General features: G+C 68.6%; 10 protein-coding genes. 3 read left to right on the top strand and 7 right to left on the bottom strand.

What is annotated here, in order from left to right:
* Positions 1–60 precede the first annotated feature (60 nt).
* From FBT96_RS08110 to FBT96_RS08100, 3 genes are all read left to right on the top strand, one after another.
* A complete protein-coding gene (locus FBT96_RS08110) occupies positions 61–1,056 on the top strand; it encodes a taurine ABC transporter substrate-binding protein (protein WP_136905807.1) in 996 nt (331 codons plus the stop codon).
* A gap of 73 nt (positions 1,057–1,129) precedes the next feature.
* Positions 1,130–1,945: an ATP-binding cassette domain-containing protein gene (locus FBT96_RS08105; protein ID WP_136905806.1), complete on the top strand. Its 816-nt coding sequence runs from the start codon at positions 1,130–1,132 to the stop codon at positions 1,943–1,945.
* Complete coding sequence (locus tag FBT96_RS08100) at positions 1,942–3,195, top strand: ABC transporter permease subunit (RefSeq protein ID WP_136905805.1); 1,254 nt, start codon at positions 1,942–1,944, stop codon at positions 3,193–3,195. The genes FBT96_RS08105 and FBT96_RS08100 overlap by 4 nt, the downstream gene beginning before the upstream one ends.
* A 64-nt stretch (positions 3,196–3,259) precedes the next feature.
* Here the strand turns inward: FBT96_RS08100 and FBT96_RS08095 are convergent, their stop codons facing one another.
* The 7 genes from FBT96_RS08095 to FBT96_RS08065 all read right to left on the bottom strand — a co-directional run bounded on the left by FBT96_RS08095 (position 3,260) and on the right by FBT96_RS08065 (position 12,112).
* Positions 3,260–5,041, bottom strand: a complete 1,782-nt coding sequence (locus tag FBT96_RS08095) for a family 2A encapsulin nanocompartment cargo protein cysteine desulfurase (RefSeq protein ID WP_136905804.1) — start codon at positions 5,039–5,041, stop codon at positions 3,260–3,262.
* Positions 5,016–5,939 (bottom strand): family 2A encapsulin nanocompartment shell protein, encoded by a 924-nt coding sequence (locus FBT96_RS08090; protein ID WP_136905803.1) that lies wholly within the window; start codon positions 5,937–5,939, stop codon positions 5,016–5,018. The genes FBT96_RS08095 and FBT96_RS08090 overlap by 26 nt, the downstream gene beginning before the upstream one ends.
* Positions 5,940–6,019: 80 nt before the next feature.
* Positions 6,020–6,979, bottom strand: coding sequence for a serine O-acetyltransferase EpsC (gene epsC / locus FBT96_RS08085; RefSeq protein WP_136905802.1), 960 nt, complete (start codon positions 6,977–6,979; stop codon positions 6,020–6,022).
* A gap of 54 nt (positions 6,980–7,033) precedes the next feature.
* Positions 7,034–7,501 (bottom strand): rhodanese-like domain-containing protein, encoded by a 468-nt coding sequence (locus FBT96_RS08080; protein ID WP_136905801.1) that lies wholly within the window; start codon positions 7,499–7,501, stop codon positions 7,034–7,036.
* A gap of 224 nt (positions 7,502–7,725) precedes the next feature.
* Complete coding sequence (locus tag FBT96_RS08075) at positions 7,726–8,637, bottom strand: dimethyl sulfoxide reductase anchor subunit family protein (RefSeq protein ID WP_136905800.1); 912 nt, start codon at positions 8,635–8,637, stop codon at positions 7,726–7,728.
* Positions 8,637–9,353 carry a 4Fe-4S dicluster domain-containing protein gene (locus tag FBT96_RS08070; protein ID WP_136905799.1) on the bottom strand — a complete coding sequence of 239 codons (717 nt, stop codon included), beginning with the start codon at positions 9,351–9,353 and terminating at the stop codon, positions 8,637–8,639. The genes FBT96_RS08075 and FBT96_RS08070 overlap by 1 nt, the downstream gene beginning before the upstream one ends.
* A complete protein-coding gene (locus FBT96_RS08065; RefSeq protein ID WP_136905798.1) occupies positions 9,350–12,112 on the bottom strand; it encodes a molybdopterin-dependent oxidoreductase in 2,763 nt (920 codons plus the stop codon). The genes FBT96_RS08070 and FBT96_RS08065 overlap by 4 nt, the downstream gene beginning before the upstream one ends.
* Between the last annotated feature and the right edge of the window lie 111 nt (positions 12,113–12,223).

Genomic DNA, 12,223 nt, shown 5'->3' with positions numbered 1-12,223 from the left:
GGTCATTTCAAAAATGACGATGGATCTAATGTATATTCCGCATCCCTGAAAGGACCGACCATGACCAAAGCCCCGACCCTTGCCGCCCTCTCGGCGCTTGCGCTTCTGGCCGCAAGCGGCGCCGCCACCGCGGCCCCCGACGAGATCACCGTGGCCTGGTTTCTTGAATGGCCGCTGCCGTTCGAACAGGCCAAGGTCGATGCCACCTTCGAAAAGGAACTGGGCGTCAAGGTGAACTGGCGCGCCTTCGACACCGGCGTCGCGATGTCGGCCGCCGCCGCCGCGGGCGATGTGCAGTTCCTGATCTCGCAGGGCGTGCCGCCCTTTGTCACCGCCACCTCGGCCGGGCAGGATCTGAAGGCCGTCGACATCGCCGTAAGCTATTCCGAAAACGACAATTGCGTCGTGCGCAAAGATCTTGAAATCACGAAGGAAAATGCGAGTGAGCTGGTCGGCCGGAAGGTCGGCGTGCCGCTGGGCACCGCGGCGCATTACGGGTTTCTGAAGCAGCTCGAACATTTCGGGCTTGATGCCGGCCAGCTGCAGGTGGTCGATCTGACGCCCCCCGATGCCGCCGCGGCGATCGCCCAGGGCAATATCGATGTCTTCTGCGGCTGGGGCGGCGCGCTGGCCCGCGCCAAGGATTATGGCAACGTGCTGCTGACCGGGGCCGAGAAGGAAGCGGCCGGCATCCGCGTCTTCGACGTGATCTCGACGCCGGGCGCCTTTGCGGCGGAAAACCCGGATCTGGTGACGAAATTCCTCAAGGTGGTGAATGACGAAAACGCCGCCTATCGGGCCGATCCCGACCGTTTCATCCCGGTGCTGGCGAAGGATTCGGGGCTGGACGAGGCGGGCACCCGGGCGCAGCTGGCGGGTTTCACCCTGCCCACGATCGAGGAAAAGCTGTCCGGGCAATGGCTTGGCGGCGGGCTGCAGGCCTATCTGAAATCGGTGGCCGATTTCTTCGTCACCACGAAGAACATCCCCTCGGCGCTGGAAAGCTACGAGGGCGTGGTCGACGCAAGCTATCTTGAAGCCGCCGCGAAACTCTGACGCGGCGCGGCCAGACCTCCTGCGGCGCGGGGCCTTCCCCGCGCCTTTCCCCGTTTCGAACCCCGGTGTTTCCATGTCCGACCTTGTCATCGACCGCCTGTCGATGCGTTTCACCCAAGCCGCAAGCCCGCCGACCGAGGCGTTGCGCGATGTCTCGCTGACGGTCCGCAGGGGGGAACTCGTCGCGATCCTCGGCCCCTCGGGCTGCGGCAAGACCACGCTTTTGAACATCATTGCCGGATTTCTGGCGCCCACCGGCGGCAGCCTGCGTCTGGGAGAGGCGCCCGTCATCGGCCCCGGCCCCGAACGCGGCATGGTGTTCCAGCAGGGCGCGCTGTTCGAATGGATGAGCGTGCGCAAGAACATCGACTTCGGGCCCCGGATGCGCGGCGTGCCGCGCGCCGAGCGGGCCAGCCTGACCGACCATCTGCTTGACGCCGTGGGCCTGCAGGGCTTTGGCGACAAGCCGGTCTATGCGCTTTCGGGCGGGATGCAGCAACGCGTGGCGCTGGCGCGCTGTCTGGCCAATGACCCCGCGCTGATCCTGATGGACGAGCCGCTCGGCGCGCTGGATGCGCTGACGCGCGAAAAGATGCAGGGGCTGATCCTGAAGCTCTGGCGGGACACCGACAAGACGGTGATCCTGATCACCCATTCGGTCGAGGAGGCGCTGCTTCTGGGCCAGCGGCTGATCGTGATGGCGCCGCGCCCGGGGCGGATCCTGCGCGACTATGCGCTGCCTTTCGCCGAAGCCGCCGTCGGCGCCGATCTGCGCGAGATCCGCCGCCGCCCGGACTTCATTCAAACCCGCGACGAAATCCTGGCGCTGATCTGGGACATGGAGGAAGAGATCATGGGCCGTGCCGCGCCCTTGGAGGCGGCGCAATGATCCTTGCCCTTGCCTATCTGGCGATCTTCCTGGGCGCGGGGCTGAGCCTGCGCCTGATCCGCCGCGGCCGCATCGACGGCGCCCGCCGCACCGTCACCTTTGGCGACGCGGGCGCCGTGCAGCCCGATCGCATCGCCTCGGTGCTCTCGGTGCTGACGATCTTCCTGATCTGGGGGGCCTTCACCGGCTCGAAACTGGTGCCGATCCATGTGCCCGGCCCCTTCATCGGCGAGACCGCGTTTCGCTATACCGTGACCGCGCCGGACGGGGCGACAGAGACCGCCACGGTGCGGGTCAACGTGCTTTCCCCCGCCGACAAGACGCCGCAGAAGCCGGTTTTGCCCGCGCCGCGCAGCGGGCTGGCGCAGGATGACGCCGCCTCGGTCGCGGCCTGGCGCTATGCGCTGGTGCGCCCGACGGCGAATGACGCGCCGGGGGTGACCCTGACGGCGATCGACGGGCAGCCCGTGACGGTGGGCCAGCCGCTGCCTGTCGCCCATGGGCAGGTGACGCTGACGCCGAAAGGCTCGCTCTCGTTTGCGCCCGACAAGGGCTGGCAGATGGAGCCGATCTGGCTGCCCGCGCCCGAAAGCGTCGCCGCCCGGTTCTGGCAGATCGCGCGGGAGGGCTATCAGAACAAGCCGCTGTGGGAACATCTGGGCTTTTCGCTGTTTCGCGTGCTGGCCGGGTTCTTTTTCGGCGCGCTGATCGGCATTCCGCTTGGCTATGCGATGGGGCTGTCGGGCTGGGTGCGGGGCTGGTTCGATCCGATCGTCGAATTCATGCGGCCGGTGCCGCCGCTGGCGCTCATTCCGCTGATCATCATCTGGTGGGGGATCTGGGAAACCGGCAAGATCGTGCTGCTGTTCCTCGCCGCGCTCTGGATCATGGTGATCGCGGCGCGCTCGGGCGTGGCGGGGGTGCGGCTCTCGAAGGTCCATGCCGCCTACAGCCTCGGCGCCTCGAAATGGCAGGTGCTGACGCATGTGATCATCCCGAATTCGCTGCCCGATCTTTTCATCGGCGCGCGGGTGGCGATGGGGGTGTGCTGGGGCACCGTGGTCGCGGCGGAACTGGTCGCGGCGGAAAAGGGCGCGGGGATGATGATCCTTGTCGCCTCGAAATTCCAGCTGACCGACATCGTGGTGATGGGGATCCTGCTCATCGGTTTCATCGGCTATGGCATCGATGTCGCCCTGCGCGCGGCCGAACGCCGCGTCGTGCCCTGGCGCGGCAAGACCGGCGGCTGATCGCGCGGCCGCCCCGAAAGCAAAAGGCCCCGGAGCGATCCGGGGCCTTTCGTCTTTTGCGATCTCAGCGGCGGCGGCTGGCAAGCCTGGCCACCGCCGCGACGAAAAGATCGACCTCGTCGCTTGTGTTGTAAAAGGCGAGCGAGGGCCGCACCGTGGCTTCCAGCCCGAAGCGGCGCAGGATCGGTTGCGCGCAGTGATGCCCCGCCCGCACCGCGATGCCCTCGCGATCCAGCGCGCGTCCGACCTCGAGCGGCGCGACCCCCTCCAGCACGAAGGAGAGCACCGAAGCCTTGTGCGCCGCGGTGCCGATCAGCCGCACCCCGGGCACCTGCGCCAGTTGCGCGGTCGCATAGTCCAGAAGCGCGTGTTCATAGGCGCCGATCGCCGCAAGCCCGATCCTTTGCACATAGGCCAGCGCCGCCGCCAGCCCGGCGGCATCGGCGATATTGCCGGTGCCCGCCTCGAACCGCGCGGGCGGCGGCTGATAGACCGTGTGCTCGAAGCGAACATCGGCGATCATGTTGCCGCCGCCCTGCCAGGGCGGCAGGGTCTCGGCCAGGGCGCGGCGGATGTAGACCGCGCCGATGCCGGTGGGCCCGAAGACCTTGTGCCCGGAAAAGACGAAGAAATCGGCGCCGATCTCCTGCACGTTCACCGGCATGTGGCTGACCGATTGCGCGCCATCGACCAGCGCCACCGCGCCGACCCCATGCGCCGCCGCCACGATCTCGCGCACCGGAACGACGGTGCCGAGCGCGTTCGAGACCTGCGTCACCGCCACGATCTTCGTGCGCGGGCAGAGCAGCTTCAGATATTCGTCAAGCTGCAGCTGCCCCGTGTCATCGACCGGAATGACCCGGATCCGCGCCCCCTTTTCGGCCGCAAGCTGTTGCCAGGGCACGATATTCGCGTGATGTTCCAGATGCGAGACGATGATCTCGTCGCCCGCGCGAATGTTCGCCACGCCCCAGGTCCGAGCGACAAGGTTGATCCCCTCGGTCGCACCGCGGACGAAGGTGATTTCCTCCGACGAGGCCGCGCCGAGAAAATCCCGCACCGCATCGCGGGCGTGCTCATAGGCATCCGTCGCCCGCGCCGCCAAGGTATGCGCGGCGCGGTGGATGTTCGAATTCTCGTGCCGATAGAACTCGGACAGCCGGTCGATCACGCAAGCGGGTTTCTGCGTCGTCGCGGCATTGTCGAACCAGATCAGTTGCCGCCCGTTCACCCGTTCCTGCAGGATCGGGAAATCGCGCCGCACGGCATGGACGTCGAACGCAGGCGTCGCGGCGGGCGGCGCCGGGGGGGGCTCCGCCGCCGTCTCGGGCAGGAAGTAGAACCGCCCGGGCGGGGCGGCTTGCGCCGGGGCATGGGGGGGCGCCCCGATCCGCGGCGAAGCCGGGACGGCCGCCGGTCGGGCATGGGCCGGGGGCGCCTGCAAGACCGCGGGCGCGGCGTCCTGCGGGGCAAGCGTCGGGGCCCCGGACCGATCCGGCGCATGGGCCGCCGATTTGCCGGTCAGCAGCCCGAAGGCCTGCCGGGCAAGGCTGTCGAGACTGTCGGCATGCCCCGCGCCCAAGGGCGCCGTGCCAAGCGCGCCGGGGGCAAGCCCCGCCCCGGGGGCCAGATCCGCCGCCGGACCCGTGGCGCCGGGATGGCCGCCCGTCGCGCGCCGCGCAAGCGCGCCCGCGGTGGCGACATCGGGCTCGGCCAGGTAAGAGGGGCTTGCGCCCCCCTCTCCCGGCGGCGTGGCGAAGAAGTCCCGCGCCAGCGCCGTCAGTTGCGCGATGTCGGGCAGGCCCGCGGGGGCCGCGCCCTCAGCGGTAAGTGTCGGGATAGTCATGATATTTCCCCACTTCGACATCGGTCAGAACGGCCAGCGCATCGGGCGATTGCACGACGAGCGAGCAGTAGAGCGAGATCAGGTAAGACGCGATCGCATTGCGGTCGATGCCCATGAAGCGCACCGACAGGCCCGGGCTCTGCTCGCCGTCAAGGCCGGGCTGGAACAACCCCACCACGCCCTGCCGCTTCTCGCCCACCCGCAGAAGCAGGATCGAGGTCTTGCCGCCGGTGACGGGGATCTTGTCGGACGGGATGATCGGCAGGCCGCGCCAGGTGAGGAACTGCGCCCCGAACAGGCTGACGGTCGCGGGCGGCACGCCGCGGCGCGTGCATTCGCGGCCAAAGGCGGCGATGGCGAGCGGATGGGCGAGGAAGAAGGCGGGTTCCTTCCAGACCTTGGTGATCAGCTCGTCCAGATCGTCGGGTGTCGGCGCGCCGGTCAGCGTGGACAGGATCTGGCTCTCGGCGGCATTGGCCAGAAGCCCGTAATCGGGGTTGTTGATCAGCTCGCTTTCCTGGCGCTCCTTCACCGTCTCGACGGTCAGGCGCAGCTGTTCCTTGACCTGATCGAAGGGCGAGGAATAAAGGTCGGAAACCCGCGTGTGGACATCAAGCACGGTCGAGACCGCATTGAGGAAATATTCGCGCGGCTTTTCCTCGTAATCGACGAAGGTCGTGGGCAGCACGGCCTCGTCGCGGCTGGTGCAGGCGACGCGCACGGCCTCGGCGTTCTTCACCGTGTTGAGCCGGTAGATCCCGGCCTCGACCGGCAGCCATTGCAGGAAATGCACCAGCCAGCGCGGCGTGATCGTGGGCAGGATCGGCGCCGTCTTCGTGGCATTGGCAAGCTGGCGGGCGGCATTGTCGCCGAGCGCCAGTTGAAGGGGTTCGGTCATTCAGTCTCTCCTTGCTTGGGTGCGGAAGGCCGTCCCGCGGCAGGACCGCGGGGAGGGCAGGTTTGAAATGTGTCGCTTTGTCAGTCGGTTGCGGGGCCCGGCCGGGTTCCTTGCGTCAGATGCGCCTGGGTCACATGCGCCCCCGGCGACACGCTTTCGGTCAGCCAGACATTGCCGCCAATGACGGCGCCCTTGCCCAGCGTGACCCGGCCCAGCACGGTGGCGCCGGCATAGATCACCACGTCATCCTCGACGATCGGATGGCGCGGTTGCCCCTTGAGCGCGCGGCCCAGCGCATCGGTGGGAAAGCTCTTCGCCCCCAGCGTGACCGCCTGAAACAGCCGCACGCCGTTGCCGATCACCGCGGTTTCGCCGATCACGACGCCGGTGCCGTGATCGATGAAAAACCCGGTACCGATCGTCGCGCCGGGGTGGATGTCGATCCCCGTCGCCCGATGCGCCGCCTCCGAGATCATCCGCGCGATCAGCGGCGCGCCAAGACGGTAAAGCTGGTGGGCGATGCGGTGGTGGATCATCGCGGCCAGACCCGGGTAGCACAACAGCACCTCGTCGACGCTGCGCGCCGCCGGATCGGCGCCGTGGGCGGCCAGAACATCGCTGTCAAGCTGGGTGCGGATCGTCGGCAGATATTGCGCGAAGTCGCGCACAAGATCATGCGCCCGCGCCCGGATTTCCGCCCGCAGCGCCGGATCGGCGTCGCTCGGCCGCCCGCCCAGTTCCAGAACCACCTGTTCCACCAGATCGCGCAGCACGACATCAAGCGTATGGCCGACGTAAAGCTGTTCGCTTTCCTGCCGCAGATCCGACGGCCCGAGCCGCATCGGAAACAGCGCGCCGCGCAGCCCGGCGACGATCCGTTCCACCGCCTCGGGCGCGGGCAATTCGCGCCCGCCCGGCGTGACGGCGCGATGATGCGCCGCCCGCCAGTCGGCCCGCGCCCGGGTCAGCGCCGCCAGCACCGGAACCAGGGAAAACCCGTTGTCCTCAAGGACGTCCGTTCGTTGTGTGTCAAGCGTCATGCTGCCTCCTCGGCTGAAATCTCTTGCGTTCAATCTGTTGCGTCCGGGCCGTGCTCAGTCCTGCCGCCAGGGCAGATCGCGCCGCCGCCAGCCCGACACCCGGCCCCGCTGGCCCGCCGCGTCCAGATCGCCCTCGAAGCCCTCAAGGACGTTGAAGACCTGAGCAAAACCCGCCGCCGTCGCCGCCTGCGCCGCCAGAACCGAGCGCTGCCCGGAGCGGCAGAGCAGCAAGATCACCGCCTCGCGCGGGGCGGCGGTTTCCAGCGCGCGCAAAAACCGCGGGTTGCGCGTCAGCGCCAGCCCGCTGGCCCAGGGCACGTTCACCGCCCCCGGCACATGGCCGACGAAGCGGATTTCCTCGGGCGAGCGGACATCGATCAACAGCGCCTGCCCGGCCTCGAGCAGCGCATGGGCCAGATCGGGCGGCACATCGCCCGCATAGCTCAGACCGGCCGCGCGCGCGGCGGCGTGGATCTGCGCAAGCGCATCGGGCGGCGCAAGCGGGGCGGAAACGGCAGTCATGGCAACTCCCCTGGCAAGACGGATGCCGCAAGGGCGGTGCGGCCGGTCCGGTCATCCCGCGTCTCTTGGCTGAGGGAACCGGACCACGAGAATTCACGATTGAGAAGATAGATATTAATGATCTTCTGTTTTGGCGGCATTTTTGGAGAAAATCCGCAGCGGGGCGGCGTTCGGACAGAAGGTTTCTTCTGCGCTTTCGCCGCTCCGCGCTTTCCCGGGGCGACTCAGCGTCGCCCGGGGCTCAGCTCGCCGCGGTAATAAAGCGCGGCGACATGCGTCGCTTCGGTGAAGAAAAGCCAGCGCGACAGCAGGATGCCCGCAAGATGCACGGCCAGCGCCGCGCCGGGGGCCGCGCCCGCCAGCAAAAGCGCCGCCGGAAGCAGGCCCGCAAGCGCGACCGAACTCCCGCGCAAAAGGGGCGATCCGGCCCCGGCCGCCCGGTCGACCAGCTCGCGGGTGACGAAACTCGGGCCGGTGCGGGGCAGCTCGAAACTGCGGACCTCGGCCCCCGCACCACGCCCCCCCGCACCACGACCCCCCGTGCCAAGACCCGCCGTGCCAAGACCGGTCGCCCAGGCCCGCGTCAGCCCCAGGGCCGCGATGCGCCGATCCGCAAGGGGAAAGGAGACCCCCAGCCAAAGCGCCAGCGCCAGACCGGCCAGCGCCGCCGCCGCGGGCGGGGCCGCCAGAAAGCAGCCCGCCGTCGCGGCGCAGGCCAGATAGGTCACCGGCACCGACCAGTGATGCCAGCGCGGCACCGCGCGCAGGCTGGCATAGATCATCGCGGTAAAGACCACCGTGGCAAGGCAGAGCAGCGCGCCAAGCGCCCCGAAAAGCCGCAGCTCCGGCCCGCCGATCAGCGCCGAGACCGCGGGCGGCGCCAGCACGATCAACGCCGCGATGGCCCCCCAGGCCTCGCGCGCAAGCCAGCTTGTGCGCCATTGCCGAAAGGCGAAGCGGGCGCGCCAGGGATGCGCCAGATGGAAGGCCGAGGCGAAAAGCCCTGTCACGACAAGGCCGTAGCCCGCAAGCCAGGGGCCCGCCCCATGCGCCAGGCCCAGCCCCACCGCAGCAAGCAGACCGAAGCCCGCGCCCGAAAGCGTGGTGAACAGGATGACCGAGGGCACCGCGCGCATCAGCCCCTCCCCAGCAGTTTGTCGAGCCAGTCCTGCAGACCGCCCCCGGGCACGAGCGGTTCCAGACCGGCCCCCGCCCCCAGCCGATCCTTGGGCCGCGGCGGCAGATAGCGGCTCGTCGGCTGCGTGCCGAACTCGGGCATCGGCGCGAACCCGCCGCGTTCGGCGACCAACCGGCCGAGCGGGCTTTCGGCGTCGGAGGGATCGCCGAAATGCCGCGCGCCGGTCGGGCAGGCGCGGACACAGGCGGGGATGCGCTCCTCCTCGGGCCTTGCGGGATCGTCGATGCGATTGGCGCACAGGGTGCATTTGCGCATCACCCCCGCCACCGGGTCAAGTTCCCGCGCGCCATAGGGGCAGGCCCAGGCGCAAAGCCCGCAGCCCAGACAGCGGCGGGCGTCGATCTGCACCAGACCATCGGCGGTCTGGTGGCTGGCCCCGGTCGGGCAGACCGGCACGCAGGGCGGATTTTCGCAGTGCACGCAGGTGCGCGGGTAATGGATCAGCTGCGCCGGGGCACCGTCCGCGATCACCTCGTAGGAATGGACGCGGTTGAGAAAGGCGCCGAAGGGGGCCTTGCCGTAGGCTTCCGCATCGGGCAGCCGGGTGTCCTCGTTCGCATTCTGCCAGCCCTTGCAGGCGATGGTGCAGGCGTGACAACCGGTGCAGCTGTCAAGATCGATGACAAGGGTGCGTTTGGGGGCGGTTCGGCTCATGCGGGTCTCCGGCGCAGGATCTTCAGCGACAGGCCGGGGAATTGCGGCAGGCTGAAGCGGCGCCGCCCGATCCGCTCGATCCGCACCCGCAGGTCGAACCAGGCCGCCTGCCCGGTCACCGGATCGGCGTTCCACGCCCGCGCGCCCGCGCCGTCGGGCGGCAGCAGATCATCCATCAGGTGATTGAGCAGAAAGCCCTTTTCGGCCTCGGGCGCGGCGTTCGACAGCCCCCAGGCGCCCCGCCGCTTGCCGATCGCATTCCAGGTCCAGACCGTCTGCGGGTTCAGCGCCGCCATCGGCGCGACGGGCACCTCGATCGCCCCATGCGGCGAGATCACCCGCGCCCAGTCGCCGGTGCGAAAGCCCTTGTCGCGCCAGACCGATTTCGGGATGTAAAGCAGGTTCTGCCCCAGGATCTGCCGCAGCCAGGCGTTCATCGAGCCCCAGGAATGATACATCGCGGGCGGGCGCTGCGTCAGCGCATGCAGCGGATAGTCGGCCGCGGTGTCGGTGTTTTGCACCGCCGTCCAATGCGGCAGCGGGTCCATCGCGGCCAGAAGCGGCAGGCGCAGATGATCGGGCGGTTGCGGCGTCCCGTGCCCCTCGGCCGCCAGCTGAAAGCGCCGCAGCGGCTCGCACCAGAGGCTGAACAGATAGGGCTGCGGCTTGTCCTGCAGCCCCATCGTCATCGCCCACTCCTGCCAGGCCCGGTTCCAGGGCTTGAAGAACTGCGCCTCGGGCGGGATTTCCGCCTGAAACACGCCGCCGTTTTCGATGTACCGGTCCAGCTGCGCCGGGTTCGGCGCGCCGCGGCCGTGGCAGGTGCCATCGCCGCGCCAGCCCGCCAGGGGGCCGATGCCGGGGCGGCGCTGGTGGTGGATCAGGTAATCGGCATAATCGCGAAAGGCGGGCTGACCCTCGGCGGTGACAAAGCCGGGCAGGCCCAGCCGCGCGCCCAGATCGCACAGCACCGATTGAAACGGCCGCACGTCGCGGTCGGGCGCCATCACCGGCCAGCGGATCGAATCCGCCAGCCGGTCGCCGCGTCCGATCGGCCGATCCAGCAGGCTGATCGCGTCATGGCGTTCCAGGTAAGTCGTGTCGGGCAGCACCAGATCGGCGTAGGCCACGGTCTCGCTGGCATAGGCGTCCGACAGGATGATGTGCGGAATGACGTAATCGCCCGCCGCGTCGCAATCCGTCAGCATCCGCGCCACCTCGGCCGGGTTCATCGAGGAGTTCCACGCCATGTTGGCCATGTAAAGAAAGAGCGTGTCGATCCGGTAGGGCCGCCCGGCATGGGCATTGCCGATCACCCGTTGCATCAGGCCATGGGCGGAAAAGGGATTTTCCCAGCTGAAGGCTGCGTCGATCCGGGCCGGGCTGCCATCGGGCAAAAGCGCCAGATCGGCGGGGGAACGCGGAAAGCCCAGATGCGGGCCCTTGAGCGGCTGGCCCGGTTCGGCCGCAAAATGCGGCACCGGATGGGCGGCCAGCGGCTTCGGATAGGGCGGCTTGAAGCGCAGGCCCCCCGGGGTCTCGATCGCGCCCAGAAGCATCTGCAAAAGATGCAGCGCGCGGGCGGTCTGAAAGCCGTTCGCATGCGCGGCGATCCCGCGCATGGCGTGAAAACCGACCGGGCGGCCGATCATCCGGTCATGGCGATGGCCGCGGAAATCCACCCAGGGCCGGTCAAGCGTGATCGCTTCGTCAAAGGCCACGCGGGCCAGTTCCGCCGCCAGCGCCCGGATCCGCTCGGCGGGGATGCCGACCTGCCCGGCCACCGCCGCGGCGGCATGACGCGGATGCAGATAGCGCTCGGCCAGGGTCTCGAAGACGGTGCGATGGCCGGGCCAACGCCCGCGCAGATCGGGCTCGACGCCCTCGTCGTCAAAGGGCGCAAGCGCCCCGCTGCGGCGGTCGATCACCAGCGCCCGGCCGGTATCGTCGCGCAGGTAAAGCCCGCTTTCCGGCCCCTCGCCCGGGATCAGAAGGCAGGGCGCATCGGTGAAGCGGGCCAGATAATCCAGATCGATCCGCCCCGCGACCAGCAGTTCGTGCACCAGCGCCAGGATCAACAGCCCGTCGGTGCCGGGCGTGAGGCCCAGCCAGTCATCGGCGACGGCGTTGTAGCCGGTGCGGATCGGATTGACCGAAACGATGCGGGCGCCGCGCGCCTTCATCGCCCCCAGACCGCGCTTGATCGGATTGCTGTCGTGATCCTCGGCGACGCCGAAGAGCACCAGGATCTTCGCCCGTTCCCAGTCCGGTTCGCCGAATTCCCAAAACGCGCCGCCGATCGACATGATCCCCGCCGCCGCGACATTGACCGAGCAAAACCCGCCATGCGCCGCGAAATTCGGCGTGCCGAAGGCCTGCGCCCACCAGCCGGTGAAGCTTTGCGACTGATCGCGGCCGGTGAAAAAGGCCAGCTTTTCCGGCGCCTTGGCCCGGATCGGCGCCAGCCAGCCGGTGGCGATGTCAAGCGCCTCGTCCCAGCTGATTTCCTCGAAGGTGCCAAGGCCCCGCGGCCCCACCCGCTTGAGCGGCGCGCGCAGCCGGGCGGGCGCGGTCACCTGCTGGATCCCCGCCGCCCCCTTGGCGCAGATCACGCCGCGGTTGACCGGATGATCCCGGTTGCCCTCGATGGTGCGCAGCTTGCCCGCGCGCAGATGCACGTCGATGCCGCAGCGGCAGGCACACATGTAACAGGTGGTCTTGCGAATCTCGTCGGTGTCGGAAGGCGGTTGCGCGGTCATGGTCCATTATCACGACTTAATTAGTGGATTTTTTGCACATTCAGCAGCCAAATTGAATTCCAAAGACGGGGGTTTTTCAGAAGGAAATTCTCTGCCCGGGGGAATGCCCCC

The sequence above is a fragment of the Rhodobacter capsulatus genome, assembly GCF_005144475.1.
GTDB classification, from domain to species: domain Bacteria; phylum Pseudomonadota; class Alphaproteobacteria; order Rhodobacterales; family Rhodobacteraceae; genus Rhodobacter; species Rhodobacter capsulatus_C.
The sequence above is the reverse complement of the archived record's forward strand: the minus strand, read 5'-3'. Positions and strand labels throughout refer to the sequence as shown.

Bases quoted from the DNA above. Each gene is read 5' to 3' on its own strand.
- FBT96_RS08100 (WP_136905805.1), top strand. From the start codon at position 1,942: ATGATCCTTGCCCTTGCCTATCTGGCGATCTTCCTGGGCGCGGGGCTG.
- FBT96_RS08065 (WP_136905798.1), bottom strand. From the start codon at position 12,112: ATGACCGCGCAACCGCCTTCCGACACCGACGAGATTCGCAAGACCACC.
- FBT96_RS08095 (WP_136905804.1), bottom strand. From the start codon at position 5,041: ATGACTATCCCGACACTTACCGCTGAGGGCGCGGCCCCCGCGGGCCTG.
- FBT96_RS08090 (WP_136905803.1), bottom strand. From the start codon at position 5,939: ATGACCGAACCCCTTCAACTGGCGCTCGGCGACAATGCCGCCCGCCAG.
- FBT96_RS08075 (WP_136905800.1), bottom strand. From the start codon at position 8,637: ATGCGCGCGGTGCCCTCGGTCATCCTGTTCACCACGCTTTCGGGCGCG.
- FBT96_RS08070 (WP_136905799.1), bottom strand. From the start codon at position 9,353: ATGAGCCGAACCGCCCCCAAACGCACCCTTGTCATCGATCTTGACAGC.
- FBT96_RS08080 (WP_136905801.1), bottom strand. From the start codon at position 7,501: ATGACTGCCGTTTCCGCCCCGCTTGCGCCGCCCGATGCGCTTGCGCAG.
- epsC (WP_136905802.1), bottom strand. From the start codon at position 6,979: ATGACGCTTGACACACAACGAACGGACGTCCTTGAGGACAACGGGTTT.
- FBT96_RS08110 (WP_136905807.1), top strand. From the start codon at position 61: ATGACCAAAGCCCCGACCCTTGCCGCCCTCTCGGCGCTTGCGCTTCTG.
- FBT96_RS08105 (WP_136905806.1), top strand. From the start codon at position 1,130: ATGTCCGACCTTGTCATCGACCGCCTGTCGATGCGTTTCACCCAAGCC.